Annotated in this window: 17 protein-coding genes; 9 read left to right on the forward strand and 8 right to left on the reverse strand. The window is 69.5% G+C overall.

The genetic code is table 11. The features are described 5' to 3' along the window. Positions 1-66 precede the first annotated feature (66 nt). The 3 genes from ABL312_RS02565 to ABL312_RS02575 all read left to right on the forward strand — a co-directional run bounded on the left by ABL312_RS02565 (position 67) and on the right by ABL312_RS02575 (position 2722). The gene (locus ABL312_RS02565; RefSeq protein WP_349359820.1) at positions 67-759 is read left to right on the forward strand and encodes a helix-turn-helix transcriptional regulator; all 693 of its coding nucleotides are present in this window, start codon (positions 67-69) and stop codon (positions 757-759) included. Positions 760-772: 13 nt separating this feature from the next. After that, a complete protein-coding gene (locus ABL312_RS02570) occupies positions 773-1633 on the forward strand; it encodes a thermonuclease family protein (RefSeq protein ID WP_349359821.1) in 861 nt (286 codons plus the stop codon). Between the two features lie 186 nt (positions 1634-1819). Then, entirely contained in the window at positions 1820-2722 is a 903-nt protein-coding gene (locus tag ABL312_RS02575; RefSeq protein ID WP_349359822.1) for a histone deacetylase, read from the forward strand. A gap of 42 nt (positions 2723-2764) precedes the next feature. Here ABL312_RS02575 and ABL312_RS02580 read toward each other — a convergent pair whose 3' ends face one another. Continuing rightward, positions 2765-3040, reverse strand: coding sequence for a DUF6460 domain-containing protein (locus ABL312_RS02580; protein ID WP_349359823.1), 276 nt, complete (start codon positions 3038-3040; stop codon positions 2765-2767). Between the two features lie 310 nt (positions 3041-3350). On the opposite strand from ABL312_RS02580, the gene ABL312_RS02585 reads away from it, so the two are divergent. Then, complete coding sequence (locus ABL312_RS02585; RefSeq protein WP_349359824.1) at positions 3351-3803, forward strand: META domain-containing protein; 453 nt, start codon at positions 3351-3353, stop codon at positions 3801-3803. 6 nt (positions 3804-3809) lie between these two features. Here the strand turns inward: ABL312_RS02585 and ABL312_RS02590 are convergent, their stop codons facing one another. The 3 genes from ABL312_RS02590 to ABL312_RS02600 form a co-directional block, all read right to left on the reverse strand. Beyond that, positions 3810-4721: a DMT family transporter gene (locus ABL312_RS02590; protein ID WP_349359825.1), complete on the reverse strand. Its 912-nt coding sequence runs from the start codon at positions 4719-4721 to the stop codon at positions 3810-3812. A 116-nt stretch (positions 4722-4837) separates the two neighbouring features. Next, on the reverse strand, positions 4838-7051 hold the full coding sequence (locus ABL312_RS02595; protein WP_349359826.1) for a 3-hydroxyacyl-CoA dehydrogenase NAD-binding domain-containing protein: 2214 nt from the start codon (positions 7049-7051) through the stop codon (positions 4838-4840). Between the two features lie 16 nt (positions 7052-7067). Continuing rightward, a complete protein-coding gene (locus tag ABL312_RS02600) occupies positions 7068-7526 on the reverse strand; it encodes a cupin domain-containing protein (protein WP_349359827.1) in 459 nt (152 codons plus the stop codon). 203 nt (positions 7527-7729) lie between these two features. Between ABL312_RS02600 and ABL312_RS02605 the strand changes: the two genes are divergently transcribed. Beyond that, on the forward strand, positions 7730-8455 hold the full coding sequence (locus tag ABL312_RS02605) for an EAL domain-containing protein (protein ID WP_374730168.1): 726 nt from the start codon (positions 7730-7732) through the stop codon (positions 8453-8455). A gap of 72 nt (positions 8456-8527) precedes the next feature. On the opposite strand, the gene ABL312_RS02610 is transcribed toward ABL312_RS02605, so the two are convergent. The 4 genes from ABL312_RS02610 to ABL312_RS02625 form a co-directional block, all read right to left on the reverse strand. Then, entirely contained in the window at positions 8528-9736 is a 1209-nt protein-coding gene (locus tag ABL312_RS02610; protein WP_349359829.1) for an acetyl-CoA C-acetyltransferase, read from the reverse strand. A gap of 48 nt (positions 9737-9784) precedes the next feature. Beyond that, the gene (locus tag ABL312_RS02615; RefSeq protein WP_349361322.1) at positions 9785-10891 is read right to left on the reverse strand and encodes an acyl-CoA dehydrogenase family protein; all 1107 of its coding nucleotides are present in this window, start codon (positions 10889-10891) and stop codon (positions 9785-9787) included. 194 nt (positions 10892-11085) lie between these two features. Next, positions 11086-12879: an acyl-CoA dehydrogenase C-terminal domain-containing protein gene (locus tag ABL312_RS02620; protein WP_349359830.1), complete on the reverse strand. Its 1794-nt coding sequence runs from the start codon at positions 12877-12879 to the stop codon at positions 11086-11088. A 401-nt stretch (positions 12880-13280) separates the two neighbouring features. Further along, a complete protein-coding gene (locus ABL312_RS02625; protein WP_349359831.1) occupies positions 13281-13736 on the reverse strand; it encodes a MerR family DNA-binding transcriptional regulator in 456 nt (151 codons plus the stop codon). Between the two features lie 410 nt (positions 13737-14146). Between ABL312_RS02625 and ABL312_RS02630 the strand changes: the two genes are divergently transcribed. The 4 genes from ABL312_RS02630 to ABL312_RS02645 all read left to right on the forward strand — a co-directional run bounded on the left by ABL312_RS02630 (position 14147) and on the right by ABL312_RS02645 (position 21164). Continuing rightward, positions 14147-18619 carry a peptidoglycan-binding protein gene (locus ABL312_RS02630; protein WP_349359832.1) on the forward strand — a complete coding sequence of 1491 codons (4473 nt, stop codon included), beginning with the start codon at positions 14147-14149 and terminating at the stop codon, positions 18617-18619. Positions 18620-18875: 256 nt separating this feature from the next. Beyond that, complete coding sequence (locus ABL312_RS02635; protein WP_349359833.1) at positions 18876-19808, forward strand: sulfite exporter TauE/SafE family protein; 933 nt, start codon at positions 18876-18878, stop codon at positions 19806-19808. Continuing rightward, the gene (locus ABL312_RS02640; RefSeq protein WP_349359834.1) at positions 19805-20617 is read left to right on the forward strand and encodes a TIGR02186 family protein; all 813 of its coding nucleotides are present in this window, start codon (positions 19805-19807) and stop codon (positions 20615-20617) included. Before ABL312_RS02635 ends, ABL312_RS02640 begins: the two co-directional genes overlap by 4 nt. 52 nt (positions 20618-20669) lie before the next feature. Beyond that, positions 20670-21164, forward strand: coding sequence for a DUF3429 domain-containing protein (locus tag ABL312_RS02645; RefSeq protein ID WP_349359835.1), 495 nt, complete (start codon positions 20670-20672; stop codon positions 21162-21164). Positions 21165-21173: the final 9 nt, after the last annotated feature.

Below are 21173 nucleotides of genomic sequence, written 5' to 3' on the forward strand. Positions count from 1 at the left end.
CCGACCGGAGGACAAGACCTCCGGCGGACGCGATTCACGAGCGCAACGCGGGATCAACGGAGCCGGATGATGCTGTCGCATGCGAGCATATGGTCCGCGATCGACAGACTGGCGCAGCGGCACGGACTGAGCCCGTCCGGCCTGGCCCGGCGCGCAGGATTGGACCCGACGGCCTTCAACCCGTCCAAGCGCACGTCCGCCGACGGGCGTCCGCGCTGGCCGTCGATGGAGTCCATTGCCAAGATCCTGAATGCGACCGAGGCGGATCTCGCCGACTTCGTCGATCTCGTCGACGAGCGGCGGCGCGCGCATCCCCCCGCCTTCGACATCGACCGGCCGCCCGCGCCGGACGAGGCGGTCCCGGTCTTCGCCATGACTCCGAGCGGAGCGCCCGGCTTCTTTCACGATGGAGGCGCGCCCGAGCCGGCGGGCTGGCCGTCCGCACCGGCCGGGCAGGCCGGCATGAGCGCCATGGGCCCGACCGGCCGCCAGGGCGATATCGCGGTGCGGGTCAGCGGCGACGCCATGCTGCCGCTCTATCGCGACGGCGATGTGGTTGTCGTGTCGCCGGCCCAGGCGCTGGAACCGGGCAACCGCGTGCTGGTGCGTCAGGTGACGGGCAGTCTCACCGCGCATGTCTTCCGGCGCCGAACCCGCACGCGCTTCGAGTTCGGGGCCGTGGCCCCCGGCGCGCCGGCCCTGACGCTGGCGCTGGCCGAGGTCGACTGGGTGGCCCGCATCGTCTGGGCGAGCCAGTAGGCGGGAGGGGATCATGCGGATCGGCCAACTCGCGATCGCGCTCGTCGCCGGATCGGCGATGACCGCGGGGCTTTTGCTGGCGGCCCAGATCGCCTGGGGACCGGGCGCCGATGGCGGCACGCCCGCGCCCGGCCCCGCGCCCGGTTCCGCGCAAGAGGCGGCCTCGGAACCCGTCGCCGCCGTGGAGCTTCCCCCCGCGCCGCTGCCCGACACGATCCGCAATGTCGCGCCGGACGGCATCCTGCCGCCGCCGCCGGTGTCGGGGCCCTTGACCCGGGTGGCCTCGCGCGCGCCAGAGCGCCCCGTCCAGGAGGTGCCGGAGGAGATCAGCTTTCGCCGCCCGGTGGTGCTCGATGCCGGCACCTTGCGGATGAAGCGTCTGACGGTCCGCCTCGCCGGCCTCGATGCGCCGGCGCTCGCGGAGACCTGTCCGTCCCGCCTTGGCGGAACCTGGCCCTGCGGCATGCGGGCGCGCACGGCGCTCAGAGCCTTCGTGCGCCGGCGCGCGGTCACCTGTGAGGACATGGTGGAGATCGCGCCGGGCCTCGTGTCGGCCCGTTGCCGCCGGCAGGACGAGGATCTGAGCGCCTGGATGGTGCAACAGGGTTGGGCGCGGCCGGGAGAGGGGGCCGGAGCGGAGATGCGCGCTGCCGCGGAGGCGGCGCGCGACGCACGCAAGGGCATCTGGCAACTCGAACAGCGACCGCCCGCTCCGACCACGAAAAGCGCGGCACCCGCCGCCGCCACGCCGGAGGCTCCATTCGCGGGAGAGGGGGACGGGCTGGAGGATCTCGGCGGCGGCGTCGACATTGTCGACACGCCCTGGTTTCCGGGTGCGCAGACGCCGGACGAAGCGCAGCCCGCAGACCCCTGATCGCGCGCATCCCTTGCCCCCGCCTTGGTCTGCCCCCGCGTTCGTCTGCCCCCGGTCTGGTCTTCGCCCGGTACGGTCTTCTCCCGGTTAGGTCTCGGGGGTGATCTTGCCTTTGACGGGACGCGCGTCATATGGCGGAAGCGATCACCCCGCCTCGTCTCGCAGATCCCCGGTGCCGCCGACCCCATGCCGCTTGCCGTCGTCCATCATCCCGCCTTCTGTGCCGACATTCCCGCCGGTCATCGTTTCCCGATGAACAAGTTTCGTCGGGTGGCGGAGGTGCTGGTGGAGGACGGCATCGTCGCGCCCGACGGATTTCACCGGCCCGCGCCGGCGCCGGCAGGCTGGGTGGCGCTTGCGCACGCACGCGCTTATGTCGACCAGGTGTTTTCCGCGACCGTGCCGCATGCGATCGCACGCGAGATCGGCCTGCCGATGAGCGAGAGCGTCGGCTTCCGCGCCCGCTGCGCGACCGCCGGCACGCTGTTGACCGCGACGTTGGCGCTGGAGCAGGGCATCGCCTGCAACACGGCCGGCGGCAGCCATCACGCGCGGCGGGCGCATGGCGCGGGCTTTTGCGTCTTCAACGACGTGGCGGTGGCGATCCGCGTGCTCCTGGCGGACGGCGCGATCCGCCGGGCGCTGGTGATCGACCTCGACGTGCATCAGGGCGACGGGACGGCGGAGATCTTCGCCGGCGATCCGGCGGTCTACACGCTCTCCCTCCATGCCCGGCGCAATTATCCGGTGCGCAAGGTGCCCTCGAGCCTGGATGTCGCGCTGGAGGACGGGCTGGGCGATGCGGCCTATCTGGAGGCGGTCGAACGCGCGGTGCCCGAGGCGATCCGCGCCGCGCGGCCCGACATCGTCTTCTACAACGCCGGCGTCGATCCGCACGAGGAGGACCGGCTGGGGCGCCTCGCGCTGTCGGATGCCGGGCTGGAGGCGCGCGACCGCTTCGTCATCCGCACCGTGCGCGCCGCCGGCATTCCGCTGGCCGGCGTGATCGGCGGCGGCTACCTGAAGGACATCGACCGGCTGGCGCGCCGCCATACGATCCTGCACCGCGTCGCGTCGGAACATGCGTGAGCGCGTGGTCCCTGAGCGGGGCGGCCGCGCAAGCGCGCGCGGTCAGTCGCGCCGGCCCATGTTGAGGAGCCGCAGCACGATCCACACGGGGATCACCACCACCGCGCCGAGCAGCAGATAGCGTCCGAATTGCCCGAGCGCCTCGAAGCCCATGTTCCAAAGCCGCTCGATGAAGGACACGAGCCCGTCGACCAGGTCGAGCGGGTCGAGATCGAGCGCCGACATCAGCACGCCGACGACGAAGGACAGGAACAGCAGCTTGAGGATCACGCGGCCCGGCGAATCTCCGAGAAAGCGGGCGAGCGTTCGATTGGCCATGAAGAAGGTCCTTGGATAGGCGGATCCGGCCCCGTCCTTGCGGGGTCGCCCGGCCGGGAGCGTCGTGCACATCACGGTCGGACCGCGACCATAAACGCCGCGCACGGGCGCGCCAAGCCGGACGCCGCGACCCTTCCGCCGGCCAACGCCTTCCTTCCGCCGCATTGCCTTGTGACATCCGGGAAAAGGCGTTGCGCGCCTGCGTGATGCGGCCCCGCCGGGGTCCGCGACCGCCGGGTCTTGACGAGGCCCTCGGCCTGCGAGCACAAAAGCGCGTCGACCTGCTGTTCCATCGGGGATCCGAACCTCCATGCCCGCTGCCGGATTTCGCTTCGTCATCGCTGCCCTCGCCGTCACTTGCCTCGGCGCGTCTCTTGCGCCCGGCGTGGCCGCCGCCGGCGACGACCGTCCGGGCATCGCCGGCGAATGGCGCATCGGGGCCATCGCGACGGAGGCGGGGGCGCTGGTCGATCTGGACGGCGCGACCTCGGCGCGCACGGAGGTCGTGATCGACCGGCACGGATTGTGGGCGGCCTCGGCCGGCTGCAACCGGCTGCGCGGCACGCTGGAGCAGGCGGGGCGCACGATCTCGGTCTCGGACCGGGTAATGGCCACCAAGATGGCCTGCCAGGGCCCGGCGGGCGATCTGGAGCGGCGCTTCATGAAGTACTTCCCCGCCGCCGTCGAGGTCGACGGCGTCGCCGGCCGCGTGCTTCTGCGCGACGCCTCGGGCGCGGCCGTTGTGCTTCTCGTCGGTCGCTGAGACGGCCTATCCGCGCAGGCTTCGCGCGCGGCGCGGACGAAGCAGACCGGTCACCAGCGCAACGCCCAGGAAGATCAGCATCAGCCCGATGGCAAGCGCCGGCGTCACCGCCTCGCCCAAGAGCCAGGTGCCGAGCAGGATGGAAAAGCCGGCGCGCATGTAGCTGCCGGTGGTGACCCCGAGCGGCCCCAGCGTGCGCACCAGCCGAAAGAACACGACGGAGGCAAGCGCGGTGGACAGCAGGCCCAGCGCCGCAATGGCGGCCAGCGCCTTCGCATCCGGCGCGCGCGCCAGCGGCGCATCGACCGCAAGGGCGATCGGGATCATCAGGAGCGCGCCGAACCCCATCGAGCAGGCGGCCGTGATCAGCGCCGGCTGGTCGGCAAACCGCCGGGCGTTCAAGGCCGACACTCCATAGCACAGGCTGGCCGCCACGACGGCCAACTGACCGGCGAGCTGGCTGTCCTTCGACGCCAGCGCCGCCGGCCCCATGATCGCCAGCACCCCGGAAAAGCCGAGCGTCACGCCGAGCAGCTTGCGGCCCGCCGCCTCCCGCTCCTTCAGCAGCACGAAGCCGATCAGGAACACGAAGAGCGGCGGCGTGGTGCTCAACAGGCTCGCCATGCCGCTGTCGATATGCTGCTGCCCCCAGCTGATCAGCGAGAAGGGCAGGGCGGTCTGCAGCGCGCCCTGGCCTGCGAGCGCGCCCCAGCGCCGGGGCGTTTTCGGCAGCGGCAGCCGGCGGATCGCCACCAGTGCCATCAGCACGAGGGCGGCGAGCGTCAGACGTCCGGCGACGATGGTGGCCGGCGGCACGGTGTCGAGCGCGACCTCGATCAGCGTGAAGGAACTGCCCCACAAAAAGGCGAGCAGCACCAGCAGGGCGATGTCGAGCCGCGGGGCGGCGGGAGAGGACATGCGGGACGCACTCCGGCATATGGCGGGGCAGGCGGGCGGGGGCGGCCTGAAATCCGGACCCTATCCCGATTCCGCTGCCCCCGGTATGCCGTCCCGCCGTCTCCGGCCGATCCGCCTCAGGCCGCGTCCTTCGCCTCGGTGTTTTCGGGCGGGAAGCGGTCGTAGAACCGCGCGTCGGTCCTGGCCATCTCGCGCAGCAGCTTGTTGGGCTTGAAGCGCGGCCCCCACTTCTTGGTGAACTTCCGGCACAGCTCCACGAAGCGCGCGGTGCCCATGCCGTCGATGTAGGACAGCGTGCCGCCGGTGAACGGCGCGAAGCCGAAGCCGAGGATCGAGCCGACGTCCGCCTCGCGCACGTCCGTCAGGCATTTTTCCTCGAAGATGCGGGCCGTCTCCAGCGCCTGCATCACCAGGAAGCGCTGCTTGAGCTCCTCCACGTTGAAATGCTCGGCCGGCTTGGGCTTGCCGACGACCTCCGGAATGCCGGGCCACAGGGTCTTGTCCCTGCCTTGATAGTCGTAGAAGCCCTTGGCGTTCTTGCGCCCGAAGCGCTCCCGCTTGACGACCATCTCCTCCAGGATGTTGTCGAGGGGACCCTCGACGTATTTGACGCCGAGATCCTTGCGGGTCGCGGAGACGATCTTCCAGGCGAGATCGAGCGCCACCTCGTCGCCGAGCGACAGCGGGCCGACCGGCATGCCGGCCATCCGCCCGCAATTCTCGATCATCGCCGCCGGCACGCCGTCGGCGAGCATCATCAGCCCCTCGCGGATGTAGGTCATCACCACGCGCGAGGTGTAGAAGCCGCGGGAATCATTGACCACGATCGGGGTCTTCTTGATCGCCTTGATGTAGTCGAGCGCCATGGCCAGCGCCTTGTCGCCGGTCTTCTTGCCGAGGATCACCTCCACCAGCATCATCTTGTCGACGGGCGAGAAGAAATGGATGCCGATGAAGTTCTTCGGCCGCTTCGAGGCCTCGGCGAGCGAGGTGATCGGCAGGGTCGAGGTATTCGAGGCGTAGATCGCGCGCGTCCTCATCGCCGCCTCCGCCTGCTCCGTGACGACGCGCTTGATCTCGCGATCCTCGAACACCGCCTCGATGACGAGATCGCAGTCGGCGAGCGTCTCATAGTCGGTGGTGGCGAGAATGCGCGACAGCAGCTTGTCCTTCTCCTCCTCCGTCGCCCGGCCGCGCTTGATCGCCTTGCTCATGAGTTCGTCGGAATGGGCCTTGCCCTTGTCGGCCGCCGCCTGCTCGCGGTCGATCAGCACCACGTCGATACCGGCCTTCGCCGTGACATAGGCGATGCCAGCCCCCATGAAGCCCGCACCCAGAATGCCCACCTTCCTGATCTTGTTCGGCTTCACCTCCGCCGGCCGGCGGGCGCCCTTGTTCAGCTCCTGCATGGAGACGAAGAGCGAGCGGATCATTGCCGCCGCTTCCGGGCTTTGCAGCACATGGGCGAAGTGCCGGCTTTCCACCGTCAGCGCCTGATCCATTGGCAGTTGCAGACCCTCGTAGACCGCCTGCAGGAGCCCGCGTGCGCCGGGGTAATTGTCCTGGGTCTCGCGCCGGTAGATGGCGTTCGCCGCCGGCCAGAACTGGAAGCCGGCGGGCGAATAGATCTTGCCGCCGGGCAGCTTGAAGCCCTTCCGGTCCCAGGGCTTGACCGGATCGACACCGTCCTTGAGCCGCTTCTTCGCCGCCGCGACGAGCTTCTTCGCCGGGGCCACCTCGTCGACGAGTTTCAGCGCCAGCGCCTTCTTCGCGTCGAGCGTCTTGCCCTGCAGCAGGAACTGCAGTCCCCCTTGCGCGTCGGCCATGCGCATCACGCGCTGGGTGCCGCCGGCGCCGGGAAACAGGCCGACCTTGACCTCCGGCAGCGCCATCTTGAAGGCGCGTTCCTCCGCCGCGACGCGGGCATGGCAGGCAAGCGCCAGCTCCGTCGCCCCGCCCATGCAGGTGCCGTTGAGCGCGGCGACAAAGGGCTTGCCGCAGGTCTCCAGCTTGCGAAAGATCTGCGACAGCCGCCGCGATCCGTCGAAGAGCAGCCGTGCCGCGCTTTCCGGATCCTGCGCGCGTTGCGCGTGAAAGTCGCGCAGCAGCCCCTCCAGCATGGTGAGATCCGCGCCGCCGGAGAAGGTCGGCTTGCCGGAGGTGATGACGGCGCCGGTGACGGCCGCGTCGGCGACCACCGCGTCGATCAGCGCGTCGAGATCGTCCATCACCGACAGATCGATGACGTTCATCGACTTGTCGGCCATGTCCCAGGTGATCAGCGCGATGCCGTCGGCGTCGGTTTCAAGCGTGAAATTGGTGTAGGTCATCTTGGCCTCCCGAAAGTCAGTAGGGCGTTCCGTCCTTGCGCGTGAAGCGGTGTCCGGTTTCGTCGCGTTCGAAGACGAGGTCGTCGTCGGGGTAGGTGGCGCGCTCGTGCGCCGCGCGGGTGCCGATCTCCAGGTAGACGACGTCGGCGCTGGAGCGGTTGACCAGCTGGTGGGCGGTGGCGACGCCCGCCTTGAAGCCGGCCGCCTCGCCGGCGCAAAGCGGCGTCTCCGTGTCGTCCTCGACCAGCACGGCCTCGCCCTCCAGAATGAAGACGAACTCATCCTCCTGCGCGTGCCAGTGCTTGAGCGCGGAAATCGCGCCCGGCGCGAGGCGGGTGAGATTGACGCCGAACTGGGTCAGCCCGGCCGCCGTGCCGAGGGCCTGTTTCGCGCGGCCGCGGGTGAGCGCGTCGAAGGGGGCGGGATAGATCGTCGTGTCCCGCACCGGAACGGCGGTCAGGTCGATCTTGGGCATCGTGCGTCCTCCGGGTCGGGGCCTGCCGGGTGCAAGGGGCAGGCCGGCTGCGGCGCGTGCGGGACCTTGCGGTAAGTCCTTATCAAGGGTTGTCGATTACGGTTCCCCTTCGACGTCGGGATCATGCCGAGACCAGAGGGGACGCGATGCGAACGGGCTGCGACGGGTGCCGGAACGGGGCCGGGCTGGACTTCGACTTCACGATGGCGTTTCAACCGATCGTCGACGTCGCCAACCGTTGCGTGTGGGGCTACGAGGCGCTCGTGCGTGGCGTGAACGGCGAGGGCGCGCACGCCGTGCTGGACCGCGTCACCGCGGAAAACCGCTATCGCTTCGACCAGGCGTGCCGGGTGAAGGCCATCGAACTGGCAGCCATGCTGTTTCCCGACGACGGCTCGCGCCTGTCGATCAACTTCATGCCGAACGCCGTCTACGATCCGGCCGCCTGCATCCGCACGACCCTCCTTGCGGCGTCCCGCACCGGTTTCGCCCTCGACCGCATCATGTTCGAGTTCACCGAGAACGAGCCGATGCTCGACACGGCGCATGTTCAGGGCATTGTCGCGGAGTACCACCGGCGCGGTTTTCTGACCGCCATCGACGATTTCGGCGCCGGACATTCCGGCCTGCGCCTGCTCGCGGATTTCAAGGTGGATCTCATCAAGATCGACATGGATCTGGTGCGCGACATCGACCGCGATCCCGCGCGCCGGACGATCGTCGCCGGCATCGCGCAGATCGGCCGGGGCCTCGGGGTCACCGTGCTCGCCGAGGGCATCGAGACGCAGGCCGAAAGCGCCGTCCTGGCCGCCGCCGGCATCTCGCTTCAGCAGGGGTACCACTTCGCCCGCCCGGTCGTGGCGGCGCTGCCGCAGGTCCGCTTCGGCGCGGATCCGCAGGCCGAGCCCGCCGTCAGCGACGTGGCCTGACCCTTTTCCGATCCCTTTCCCGACCCTGGTCGCGGCCCCTTTTCCGAGCCCCTTTGCGGTGACCCGCATCGCTCACACCCGCTCGATGATGGTCGCCGTGCCCATGCCGGCGCCGATGCACAGGGTCACGAGCGCGGTGTTGAGGTCGCGCCGCTCCAGTTCGTCCAGCGCCGTGCCGAGGATCATCGCGCCGGTCGCCCCCAGCGGGTGGCCCATGGCGATGGCCCCGCCGTTGACGTTGACGATATCCGCGTCGAGATCGAAGGCCTGCCGGTAGCGCAGCACCACGGAGGCGAAGGCCTCGTTGATCTCGAAGAGGTCGATGTCCGACAGGCTCATCTTCGCCGAGGCGAGCAGCTTCTGCGTCACGTCGACCGGTCCGGTCAGCATCAGCGCCGGATCGGACCCGATGTTGGCGAAGGCCTTGATCCGCGCGCGCGGCTTGAGGCCCGCCCTGCGCCCGGCCTTGCGGTTGCCGATCAGCACGCCCGCCGCCCCGTCGACAATGCCGGAGGAATTGCCCGCGTGATGCACGTGGCGGACCTTCTCCACCTCGGGGTGGGCCTGGATCGCGACAGCGTCGAAGCCGCCCATCTGGCCCATCATCTCGAAGGAGGCGGCGAGGCCCGCCAGCGACTGCATGTCGGTCTCGGGGCGCATGTGCTCGTCGCGCTCCAGCAGGGCGAGCCCGTTGACGTCGCGCACCGGCACGACGGATTTGGCGAAATAGCCCTTCTCCCAGGCGTTGGCCGCGCGTTTCTGGCTCTCCACCGCATAGGCGTCGACATCGTCGCGCGAGAAGCCGTATTTGGTGGCGATCAGGTCCGCCGACACGCCCTGCGGCATGAAGTAGGAGGGCAGGGCCACGGCCGGGTCGACCGGCCAAGCCCCGCCGGAGGCGCCGATGCCGATGCGGCTCATGGATTCCGCCCCGCCGGCGACGACCAGATCGTGCTGCCCGCTCATCACCTGTGCGGCGCCGAAATTGACCGCGTCCAGACCCGAGGCGCAGAAGCGGTTGATCTGCACGCCCGGCGCGGAACTGTCGTAGCCGGCGGCGAAGACGGCGGCGCGCGCGATGTCGCCGCCCGCCTCGCCGATCGGGTCGACGCAGCCGAGCACCACGTCGTCGATGAGCTTCGTGTCGAGGTCGTTGCGCTCCTTCAGCGCCTTCAGGGGGGCTGCGGCGAGCTGCACGGCCGTGACCTCGTGCAGGGCGCCATCCGCCTTGCCGCGCCCGCGCGGCGTGCGAACGTGGTCGAAAATCAATGCGTCGGCCATGAATGTCTCCTTGCCGTCGAATGAGAATGGGCGGGCCGGACGCGCGCCTTACAGGCTGCGCGCGATCAGCACCTTCATGATTTCATTGGTGCCGGCATAGATGCGCTGGACGCGCGCGTCCGCGTAGAGCCGGGAAATCGGATACTCGGTCATGTAGCCGTAGCCGCCGAAGAACTGCAGACACTCGTCCATGGTCTTCATCTGCAGGTCCGTGCACCAGTATTTGGCCATCGACGCGGTGACCGTGTCGAGCGTGCCGGCGTCGAGTTTGCGGATGCAGTCGTTGACGAAGGTCTGGCCGATGGTCGCCTCGGTCTTCAACTCGGCCAGCTTGAACTGGGTGTTCTGGAAATCGAGGACACGCTTGCCGAAGGCCTTGCGCTCCTTCACGTAATCGAGCGTGAGGTCGAGCGCGCGTTCGATTGCCGCCATCGCCTGAACGGCGACCAGCAGCCGTTCCTGCGGCAGTTGCTCCATCAGCTGATAGAAACCCCGGCCTTCCTCCGGTCCGAGCAGCGCGTCGGCCGGCACCCGCACGTCGTCGAAGAAGAGCTCGGAGGTGTCGTTGCCCTTGAAGCCGAGCTTGTCGAGATTGCGGCCCCGGCGGAAGCCCTCGACCTTGTCGGTCTCCACCACGAAGAGCGAGGTGCCCTTGGCGCCGGCGGCCGGATCGGTCTTGGCCACCACCACGATGGTATTGGCGAGCTGGCCGTTGGTGATGAAGGTCTTGGAGCCGTTGATGACGTAGTGGTTGCCGTCGCGCACCGCCGTCGTCTTGACGGCTTGCAGGTCCGATCCGGCACCCGGTTCCGTCATGGCGATGGCGCCGATGCGCTCGCCCGAGACGAGGCCCGGAAGCCAGCGGGATTTCTGATCGTCCGAGCCGTAGTGCAGGATGTAGGGCGCGACGATCGCCGAATGCAGGGCGATACCGAAATGGTCGAAGCCGGCAAGCCCCAGCCGGCGGATGATCACCGCCTCATGCGCGAAGGTGCCGCCGGCCGCGCCATATTCCTCCGGCATGGCCGGGCACAGGAACCCGCCGGCGCCGGTCTTCGCCCACGCCTCGCGGGTGACGGAACCTGCTTCCACAAAGCTTTCGTAGTCGGGCGCGATCTCGCGCTCCAGAAAGCGGGCGAAGGCGTCGTCGAGCATCCTGTGCTCGTCGGTCATCCACTCCGGCGCGGTCTCATGCAATGCGGTCACGCAGCTTTCCTCCCTGTGCGTGCGGTCCATCCGTGCGATCTGCCCGTGCGATCTGCCGGTGCGATGTGTCCGGGCCGCCGACCGGTGTCCCGGCGGTCTTGCGCCGCCTTGAGGGTGTCCGGTCGCCGGCCTTGCACGCAAGCCTAGAACGCTTCGGCGGCGAGCGACATCATCGTCTCGGCGCCGGCCTCGACGCGGGCGCGCCGCAGCGCCGTCTCGGGCATGTGCCGCTCCATGAAATGGCGCGCCAGCACGAGCTTGGTCTCAAGAAACTCCGTGTCCTCGTCACCGGCGGCGAGCTTGGCGCGCGCGACCTTCGCCATCCTCGCCCACATGTAGCCGAGCGCCACGGTGCCGAAGAGGTGCATGTAGTCGCTCGAGCCCGCGCCGGCGTTGTCGGGCGCCTTCATGGCGTTGTTCATGAACCACATGGTGGCGCCCTGAAGGTCGTCGAGCCCGCTCTTGAGCGGACCGAGCAGCGGGGCGAGATCGGCATTCTCGCCGTTCTCCTTCAGGAAGGTCCCGACCTCCGTGAAGAAGGCCATCACGGCCCGTCCGCCGTTCTTCGGCAGCTTGCGGCCGACGAGATCCAGCGCCTGGATGCCGTTGGCGCCCTCGTAGATCATGGCGATGCGGGCGTCGCGCACGAATTGCGACATGCCCCATTCCTCGACATAACCGTGGCCGCCGAGCATCTGCTGCGCCGCCACCGTATTGTCGAAGCCGACATCGGTCAGCACGCCTTTGATGACCGGCGTCATCAGCCCCATGTGATCGTCGGCCGCCTGGGCGGCCTTTTCGTCGTCCGAGCGGTGGGCGATGTCGGACTGCAGCGCGGTCCATAGCACCAGCGCGCGCGCCGCTTCGTTGAAGGCGCGGATCGACAAGAGCGTGCGGCGCACGTCCGGATGGACGAGGATCGGATCGGCCTTGGCGTCGGGGTATTTCGCGCCCGACAGGGACCGGCCCTGCAGCCGCTCCTTGGCGTAGGCGGCGGCGTTCTGATAGGCGACCTCCGACTGGCCGAGCCCCTGAACGCCGACGGCGAGCCGCGCCTCGTTCATCATCACGAACATGGCGGCGAGCCCGCGGTTTTCCTCGCCGACGAGCCAGCCCGTCGCTTCGTCGTAGTTCATGACGCAGGTGGCATTGCCGTGAATGCCCATCTTCTCTTCCAGCGAGCCGCAGGAGACCAGATTGCGCGCGCCAGGCTCCCCGTTGTCGTCGGGCAGAAATTTCGGCACGACGAAGAGCGAGATTCCCTTGGTGCCCTCCGGCGCGCCCTCGATGCGCGCCAGCACCAGATGCACGATGTTCTCGGTGAGGTCGTGCTCGCCGGCGGAGATGAAGATCTTCTGGCCCGAGATCTTGTAGCTGCCGTCGCCGTTCGGCACGGCCTTGGTCTTGATCTGGCCGAGATCCGTGCCGCAATGCGGCTCGGTCAGGTTCATGGTGCCCGACCAGGCGCCGCTCGCGAGCTTGGGCAGATAAAGCGCCTTCTGCGCCTCGCTGGCATGCTCCATCAGCGCGGCCGCCGCGCCCTGCGACAGGCCCGGATACATGCTCCACGCCAGATTGGCGCCGGTCATGAACTCCTGGATGACCGTGTTGAGCGTCGACGGCAGGCCCTGGCCGCCATGCGCCTCCGGCATGGAGAGCGCGATCCAGCCGTTGTCGCGATAGGTGGCATAAGCGTCGCGGAAGCCCGTTGGCGTGGTCACCGAGCCGTCGTCGTGCCGGGTGCAGCCCTCCCGGTCGCCGACCGCGTTGAGGGGGGCGAGCACTTCCTCGCAGAAGCGGGCGCCCTCGGAGACGATGGCGTCGATCATGTCGGGCGTGGCGTCTGCGAAGCCCGGCAGGTTGCCGTGGCGCTGGACCTCCAGCACGTCGTTCAGCAGGAAGGTCACGTCCTTCACGGGCGCGGAATATGTGGGCATGCTTTTGCCTCCCGGTCGCTGTCCCGGCCCCTCCTCGGGCCGCTCTCGGATTGGACGTTCGCAAGCCTTACGTTTGCGTAAACGTCACCTTGGGCGGGTTATAGGCCGGGAAAACCGGGCCGGCAAGACGTGTCCCAACGTCACCTTGCGCGCTTTTTCGGGCGAAAGCGATGCGAATCCGGCGCGGGCTCGACGGGAAGGGGGCGTGGCGGGCGGGTTTTCGCGGCGTTTGAGCGGAGGGGGGCGTCGAGAGGGGCGTCGGTCGCCACCCGACGATCCGCGCGCCGGATCTCCCGCGCCGCCGCGCGCAAAAGTGTAAGGCGGCGCGGCGGAGACCGGCCGGCGCGCAGGAAAACACGCGGGAAAAACGCGCAGGAAAGGGCTCGGGATGGGACGCCGGCTCAGCCGCCGTCGGCTTCCTTTTCTTTCAGCATGCCGGAGACGATCTCGACCGTGCGGCCCAGTTCCTCGACCGCCTGGTCGATGTTGCGCCGCTGCTCGACCAGAATGTCGATCTGTTCCTGGAAACGCGACAGGGCGACGCGCAGCTGCGTGACCTGCCCGTCGCGCAGGTCGTAGAGGTCGAGCATGTCGCGAATCTCGGCGAGCGAAAAGCCGACGCGCTTGCCCATGATGACGAGCTTCAGCCGTGCCCGGTCGCGCCGCGTGTAGACCCGGTTCATCCCGTCGCGGCGCGGATTGAGCAGCCCCTTGTCCTCGTAGAAGCGCAGGGTGCGCAGGGTCACGCCGAACTCCTTCGACAGATCGCCGATGGTGAACAGCGTCTTCTTGGTGGAGGTGTCCTTGGCCGCGACCGCCTCGACGATGTCGTTGTTGACCGAGAGCGCTTCGCTCATATGCTTGTCCTCATTGATGTTTTTCTGTCGCGCGGGCGGCCGCACAGTGTTTTTGCGATGCGTCTCGTCATCGCCCTGGGCCATTGCCCCGGTCACGTTCGCCTCATGTCCGCCTGGCGCGACATGACACAACGTCACCTGCCTTCCGCATAGCTTCCGTAGACGTAAGCGTCAAGGTTTCGGCGTGCGTTTCGGGCCGGTCGTGGGCCCCGGCAGGCGGCTCCGCACAGCCTGGCGTGAGTGGTGTTCACGACCTGTTAACCCTGTAATCGCGCGGCTTAACCCGGTGTTTACCATAACGACGGAGAGTTTCAGGGAAGGTCGTCCGGGCCGTCAGTCTCCGTGTAGCGGGCCGGAAGAAGAAGAATTTGCGCCGCAAGCGCGAAGAACTCGGGTGAAGAGGCCCATAGATGTCCTGGACAGCGCGAAACCGCACGACCCGTTCCCCTCGCCCGGATGCTGGCGCCGACCCCGACATGGGCCGCGACAACGACAGCTGGTACGAGCCGCAGCGGCGGGCGCCCGCGTGGCGCGGGGAGCCGGCCGAGCCGGCGCCGCGGCACGCGGATCGCGGCAGCGCCCGCGATCAGCTCAACGCGGTGGCCGATCAGCTCGAGCGTCTGATGGATGGCGGCGAGGCGCCGCAACCGGCCCGCGCGCCCCACTCTCAACCCCAGCCCAACCGCAAGATGCGCCGTGCGGCCGCCGCGCGTGCGCGCACCGAAGGCCGTCCGGCGCCGACGTCGGAGGCGGAGCGCCGCACCAGCCGGATCGAGGCCGTTCTCGGTGCGCTCGACCGGCTCGACCGGCGGGTGGAAGATCTGTCCCAGGCGGCCACGGGGCCCGCTGCCTCCGACACGAGGCGGGGCGAGGGCGCGCCCGCCGATGGCTATGATGCCGACCCGTACGATGCGGCGCCTTATGATGCGGCCCCTTATGATGCCGATCCGTATGGCGCCGAGGCCTATGACCCGTCCTATGACGTCGACCCCTATGACGCCGATCCTTACATGCGCGCGGGGCACGAGGAAGAGCGCGTCGAGGCCATGCGCCGCGACCGGTCGGCCGCGCGGCACGCGGCGAGGTTCGGGGCAAGCGGACCGCAGCGCCGGGCGCCGCATGGGGGTGCCGCCGACGACGATTTCGACCGCCAGGAGCGCGAGATGATGGCTGCCCGGGCGCCCGAGCGACGGCGGTCCGCGCGCGGCGAGCCCGTCCCGGCCGTGGTTGCCGCCGAACTCGGCGAGGAGCTGCGCCCGCTGTTTCAGGACCTCGCACGCAAGATCGAGCGCGCGGGCGGTCCGCAAGATGTGGCGGTGGCGACCCTGCGCCGCGACATTGCGGAGTTGCGCAACACGCTGATGGAAAGCCTGCGCGCCGAGCGCGGGCGCGCATCGCCGCGCGAGGCGGCGGAAATGCGGCGCCTGTCGGATGCGGTGGAGCGTCTGCGCGCGGACCGTTCCGACATGCGGGTGGCGCGCGAACTGCGCGCGGAGATCGCCGACCTTCGGTCCCTGATCGGCCAGTCCAACGTCGACGGCATGCTGCAGTCGCTGGAAAGCGGTTATGCGCATCTGGTCCAGCGGCTGGACGAACTGGCGCGCGACCGCGCCGAGCCCCGTCTGCTGGAAGATCTCGGTCAGCGCCTTGCCGAGATCGAGGACGCCTTCCGCATCGTGCCCCGCGCCGACCAACTGGTCGCGCTCGACGACCGGGTCGCCGACATCGGCCATCGGGTCGAGGAACTGGTGCGCCGCAATGCCGGACCGGAACTCGAGACGCTGCGCGGCGAGGTGCGCGGCGTGCGCGATCTCGTCGAGCGGCTCGACGTGCAGGATCTGCTGGGCGGCATCGAGGAGCGGCTGTCGACGCTCTCCGTGCGTCTCGACAGCGTCGAGCAGCTGGCCGACGACCAGCGCGCGATGCGCGAGCGTCTGGAGCAGATCGACCGCCGTCTGCCGGCCTCCGGCGCGGTGGACCGGCTGAACGATCGGCTGGAGGAGATCGCCGGCATGCTTGCCGACGATCGCGCGGCGCGCGCCGCCGAACCCGATCCGAGGCTGGATCAGCAACTGGACGAGATCGCCGGCCGGCTGAAGCGGATCGAGAACGCCCGCCAGATGCCGCCGAGCTACGATGCCGCCTTCACGCTGCTGGAAAAGCGGCTGACCGCCATCGACAGCAAGATCGACGCGCTTGACCGCCCCGAAACGGTGACGCTTTCCGCCGGCGACGGCCGGGCGGCGATCGAGACCGACCTGCTCACCCGTCTGGAATCGGGCATCGCCGATCTGACCCGGCGCCTCGACGGCGCGCAAAGCTCCGGCCAGGGCCCGGATCTCGACCGTCTTCACGCGGAAATCGCCGCGCTGCGCGAGGGGCTCGCCAGCCCGGGCGAACCGCAGTTCGGCAATCTGGAAGCCCAGGTCCGCGATCTGGCCGAAGCCGTCAGCCGCAGCAGCGGCCGCGACGACGGGGCGGCGCTCGCCCAGATCGAATCCAAGATCGCCGCACTGGCGGAGAAGCTCGACGCGGCGGAGCACGGGTTCGCCCGGCTCGACGATCTCCACGCCGGGGCGCAATCCGGCATGTCCGGCGAGATCATGGACGCCCTGCGCGGCGACCTCCACCGTCTGATGGATGCCGCCACCAGCTCGGAGCGCAAGACGCGCGAGTCGATGGACAGCGTCCAGAGCGTGCTGGCCTCCATCAACCAGCGTCTGGTGGCGCTCGAGCAGGATCGCGGCGCGGACGGCGCGCCGCTTGCCTCGCCCGAGGACGACCGTCCGCTGGAGCCGGGCTCCGGCAAGCCGCAGCCGCGCCCGCGCATCCGCATTCAGGAACAGCAGCGCGCCGGCACGCCGGTGGCCCGCGCCCGTCCGGCGCAAAAGGGTGCGCCGGGTGCCGATCCCGCCGGCGATCCGCCGGCGCGCGCCCCGCGAACCGCACAGGCAGCAGGGCCACAGGCGACAGACGCACAGGCCGGTGGCGCGCAGGCGGGTTCGGCAGAGCGCGGCGAGGGCGCACAGCGCCATGCAAGGTCGAACGACCCGCGCGACCGCAAGGCCGACTTCATCGCCGCTGCCCGCCGGGCGGCGCAGGCGGCGGCCGCCGAAGTGGACGAGCCGAAGTCGACGCTCGGCCTGTTGCGCGGGCGCGGCAAGAGTGCTGCCCAGGAGGGCGAGGACACGGCGGGCCGTTCGGCCGCCGGCTGGCTCCGCTCGCGTCTGTCCGGGCGCCGCAAGGGCGGGCGCGAGGACGAGGCCGAGAGCGAGGTCGCGACCCCCGCCACCGCCGAGCGCCGGGACGGCGGGCGTGGCAAGGGCGCGCCGCGTGCGGACGAGGCGGCGGCCGCGCCGAGCGTGCGCGCCGATGCAAGGCCCACGGATCTTGCCGGCGACGAGGCCGAACAGGCCGAGGCCGGGGGACGCCGGCTCTTCTCGCCGGGTGGACGTCGCGCGGTGCTGCTCGCCGCCGCCGCCGTGGTGATCGCCATCGGGGCACTGCAGATCTTCAAGCAGGTCGGACCCGGTGGCTCGGACGGCGCGGAGGATCTCGCGGCCCTCGACACGCCGCCCGTGATCGAACAGGTGGCGCAGCCGCAGGAAGATGCGACGTCCCGGCGCGCGCCGGACACGCCGGCGACGCTGGCAAGCGCGAGCGGCCAGACGGGAGCCCAGGCAGGAGCCCAGACCGCATCCAACACGGGATCCCGGGCCGGACCGACGGTCGAGCGCGCGCAGCGCGCGGCCACCGGCGCGCCGGAGGGGCCGACGGCTACTGAGGCCGGGATGCCGGGTTCGTCGGCGTCGCCGGCACAGGGTATCCCGTCCCGGGACATGCCGGCGCAAGACGCCGGTGCGGGCGAGGCCGAGATGGCCTTCGCGCCCCCGGCCGTGCCGCAGGCCGGCTTCAGCGCCAATCCCGACACGCTGCCGACCTCGCAGTTTCAGGGGCCCGCGGATGCCGGCGAGACGGGGATGGGCACGGGCACGCCCGGCGCCTCCGACGCGCTGGCCGGGATCCCCGAAAGCATCGGCCCTCTGCCGCTGCGCCAGGCCGCCGCGCAGGGCGACCCCAATGCGCTCTTCGCCGTCGCCGTGCGCTACACCGAAGGCAAGGGCGTGACGCCGGATCTGGCCGAGGCGGCGCGCTACTACCGGCGCGCGGCGGAGGCGGGGCTTGCGCCCGCGCAATACCGGCTCGGCAGCCTTTATGAAAAGGGGCGCGGGGTGGAACGCGATCTGGAGGCCGCGCGCGACTGGTACGCCCGCGCCGCCAAGCAGGGCAACGCCAAGGCCTCGCACAATCTCGCGGTGCTCTACGCCGAAGGGATCTCGGGCAATCCGGAGTTTCGCGACGCCGCGCATTGGTTCAAGACGGCCGCCAATTTCGGCCTGACCGACAGCCAGTACAATCTCGGCATTCTCTATGCCCGGGGGCTGGGCCTGGAGAAGAACCTCGTCGAAAGCTACAAGTGGTTCGCGCTGGCGGCCGAGCAGGGCGACGCGGATGCCGCCAACAAGCGCGACGAGCTTGCCAACATGCTGTCCAAGGAGCAGCTGGCCGAGGCGCGTCTGGCGGTGGAGACCTGGCAGCAGGCGCCGCAGTCCGCGTCCGCCAACACCGTGGAGATGAGCCCGAGCTGGTCGGCTCCGGCCGCCCCGATCTCGCAGGCGACGATGACCGGCGACCCGCGCACCATGGTGCTGCAGGCGCAGAAGCTTCTCGCCGAGCGCGGCTTCGATCCGGGAACGCCCGACGGCCAGGTCGGCCCGCGCACGCGGGAGGCGATTCGCGCCTTCCAGGCGGCCGCCGGCCTTCCGGTCACCGGCCACGTGACGCCGGCGCTGGTCGAGGCGCTGTCGGAACGCTCGATCTAGAGGATGGGGCCGGTCCGTCCCCGGTGACGGCGCCGATTTCAGGCCCCGTTTCCGACCCGTTTTCCGGCATCGGGGCGCCGGCCGCGCGGCGGGCCGACTGGCGCGTTGACAGGGCCGGGGGAAGCGCGCTTTATCGTTTTCAAGGGCGCCGCCCGGCGCGTCGTCGTCCGCGGCCCGGGCGGCCGCAAACCGGGCTTCGACCCATTTGGCCCACCCCGCCGCCCGGGCAAGCGAGCGGCCGAGTCGTCGGTGTGACGTGCAAATCTACCTGCCCATTGCCGAATTGCCCGTCAACATGTTCATGTTGTTCGGGATGGGGGGAGCCGTTGGCTTCCTGTCGGGGCTGTTCGGCATCGGCGGCGGCTTCCTGCTGACACCGCTCCTGATCTTTTCGGGCATTCCGCCGGCGGTCTCCGTCGCCACCGTGACGACCCAGGTCGTGGCCTCCTCCGCCTCCGGCGTGGTCGCCTACTGGCGGCGCAAGATGATCGATTTCAAGCTCGCCGGCGTGCTGCTCGTCGGCGGCGTGATCGGCTCGGCGATCGGCGTGTGGCTGTTCGGCATGCTGCGCACGCTGGGTCAGCTCGATCTGGTGATCTCGCTGTCCTATGTCTCGTTTCTGGGCGCCATCGGCGGTCTGATGTTCTTTGAATCCGTGCGCGCGATGACGCGGCGGCGGCAGGGCGTGCAGACGCCCGTGCGCCAGCCCGGACGCCACAACTGGGTGCACGGGCTGCCGATGAAGATGCGCTTTCGCCAGTCGCGGCTCTATGTCAGCGTCATTCCGATCCTGACGCTGGGCGGTGTCATCGGCTTTCTCGGCAGTATCCTGGGCATCGGCGGCGGCTTCATGATGGTGCCGGCGCTCATCTATCTGCTGCGGGTGCCGACCAACGTGGTGATCGGCACGTCGCTGTTCCAGATCCTGTTCACCATGGCCGCGGCGACGCTTCTGCATGCCATGTCCACCCAGTCGGTGGACATCGTGCTGGCGCTGACGCTGATGATCGGCGGCGTGATCGGCGCCCAGTTCGGCGCGCGCATGGGGCAGAAGCTGCGCGGCGATCAGCTTCGCCTGCTGCTGGCCCTGCTGGTGCTGTCGGTCGGCCTGCGGTTCGCCGTCAATCTGGTGCTGACGCCGGACGAGCTCTATTCGATCTCCGTTTCGCTGATGGAGGCGACGCGATGAGGCACGCGGCCGCGACAGTCCGGCAAAGGGTGACGTCGGCGCTGGCGGGCGGGCTTGCTGGCGGGCTGGCGCTTCTCGGGCTGACCGTGAGCGCGGCGGCGGAAAACCTCGTCGTGGCCCTGTCGTCGGAGGAGGTGAAGATCGAGTCGAACTTCACCGGCACGGAGATCGTCGTCTTCGGCGAGATCGTGCGCGACGCGCTGACGGTGGCCCGGCCCGAGCCCTACGACCTCGCGGTGGTCGTGGCCGGTCCGCAGCAGACGGTCACCACACGGCGCAAGGGCCGCTTCTTCGGCATCTGGGTCAATCGCGACGCGGAAACCTTCGCGCAGGTGCCGAGCTTCCTCGCGGTGCATACGACGCGCCCCTCCTATGACCTGACGTCGCGCACGCTGCGCGAGCGCCATCGCATCGGACTGCGCAATCTCAATCTGCCGATTGTCGGCGAATCCACCGTTCCGGTCGGGGATCGCGGCGATTTCCGGGAGGCCTTCCTGCGTCTGCGGGTGCAAAGCGGGCTTTATGCCGAACGCCCCGAAACCATCGAGTTCCTGAGCGACTCCCTGTTTCGCACCACCGTGCCGTTGCCGGCCAATGTGCCGGTCGGCTCCTATACGGTCTCCACCTATCTCTTGCGCGGCGGGGCGTTGCTGGCCGAGCACGAGGACCGGCTGACCATCGCCAAGACAGGGTTCGAGCAGTTCACCTTCCGTCTGGCCTACGACTATTCGCTGCTCTACGGCCTGATCGCCATTGCGCTTGCCATCTTCACGGGTTGGCTCGCCGGAGTGATCTTCCGGCGCGATTGAGCCGTAAATCGCGGACACGACACAAGAAAGCCGCGATCGCGAAGGGGGAGCCATGTCCAATCGAGCTGTCGACGCCGAGACCGCGCCGGCGCCGGACTGGTCGCAGGCGCTTGGCTACGCTGGACTCATCCCGTTCCTGGCCGGAGCGGCGGCGCTGACGGCGATCGCCATGACGCTGCGCGATGTGGCGCTGGCCGCCGCGATCTCCAGCGCGGTGATCGTTTATGGCGCGGTGATCCTGTCGTTTCTCGGCGGCGTGCGCTGGGGGGTGGCCGTGGCGCGTGGCGATGCCGACGGGCGTGTGTTTGCCCTTTCGGTGGTGCCGTCGCTGATTGGCTGGGGCGCGGCGCTGCTGCCCGCGCCCTGGGCGCTGCTGGTCCTCGCCGCCGGCTTCATGCTTCAGGGGGCATGGGACGTGAAGACGGCCTCCGAGGGCGGTCTGCCGGCGTGGTACGCGCGCCTGCGCCGCCATCTCACGGTGATCGTTGCCGCAAGCCTGCTGGTATCGGCCGCCAGCGTCCTGCTGGTCGAGGTCGCGCGGACCTGAATGGCGGTG

The sequence above is a fragment of the Stappia sp. genome, assembly GCF_040110915.1.
GTDB lineage: Bacteria > Pseudomonadota > Alphaproteobacteria > Rhizobiales > Stappiaceae > Stappia.

Bases quoted from the DNA above. Each gene is read 5' to 3' on its own strand.
- ABL312_RS02565 (WP_349359820.1), top strand. From the start codon at position 67: ATGATGCTGTCGCATGCGAGCATATGGTCCGCGATCGACAGACTGGCG.
- ABL312_RS02600 (WP_349359827.1), bottom strand. From the start codon at position 7,526: ATGCCCAAGATCGACCTGACCGCCGTTCCGGTGCGGGACACGACGATC.
- ABL312_RS02590 (WP_349359825.1), bottom strand. From the start codon at position 4,721: ATGTCCTCTCCCGCCGCCCCGCGGCTCGACATCGCCCTGCTGGTGCTG.
- ABL312_RS02615 (WP_349361322.1), bottom strand. From the start codon at position 10,891: ATGCTCGACGACGCCTTCGCCCGCTTTCTGGAGCGCGAGATCGCGCCC.
- ABL312_RS02605 (WP_374730168.1), top strand. From the start codon at position 7,730: ATGGCGTTTCAACCGATCGTCGACGTCGCCAACCGTTGCGTGTGGGGC.
- ABL312_RS02625 (WP_349359831.1), bottom strand. From the start codon at position 13,736: ATGAGCGAAGCGCTCTCGGTCAACAACGACATCGTCGAGGCGGTCGCG.
- ABL312_RS02570 (WP_349359821.1), top strand. From the start codon at position 773: ATGCGGATCGGCCAACTCGCGATCGCGCTCGTCGCCGGATCGGCGATG.
- ABL312_RS02595 (WP_349359826.1), bottom strand. From the start codon at position 7,051: ATGACCTACACCAATTTCACGCTTGAAACCGACGCCGACGGCATCGCG.
- ABL312_RS02630 (WP_349359832.1), top strand. From the start codon at position 14,147: ATGTCCTGGACAGCGCGAAACCGCACGACCCGTTCCCCTCGCCCGGAT.
- ABL312_RS02575 (WP_349359822.1), top strand. From the start codon at position 1,820: ATGCCGCTTGCCGTCGTCCATCATCCCGCCTTCTGTGCCGACATTCCC.
- ABL312_RS02610 (WP_349359829.1), bottom strand. From the start codon at position 9,736: ATGGCCGACGCATTGATTTTCGACCACGTTCGCACGCCGCGCGGGCGC.
- ABL312_RS02580 (WP_349359823.1), bottom strand. From the start codon at position 3,040: ATGGCCAATCGAACGCTCGCCCGCTTTCTCGGAGATTCGCCGGGCCGC.
- ABL312_RS02640 (WP_349359834.1), top strand. From the start codon at position 19,805: ATGAGGCACGCGGCCGCGACAGTCCGGCAAAGGGTGACGTCGGCGCTG.
- ABL312_RS02620 (WP_349359830.1), bottom strand. From the start codon at position 12,879: ATGCCCACATATTCCGCGCCCGTGAAGGACGTGACCTTCCTGCTGAAC.
- ABL312_RS02585 (WP_349359824.1), top strand. From the start codon at position 3,351: ATGCCCGCTGCCGGATTTCGCTTCGTCATCGCTGCCCTCGCCGTCACT.
- ABL312_RS02645 (WP_349359835.1), top strand. From the start codon at position 20,670: ATGTCCAATCGAGCTGTCGACGCCGAGACCGCGCCGGCGCCGGACTGG.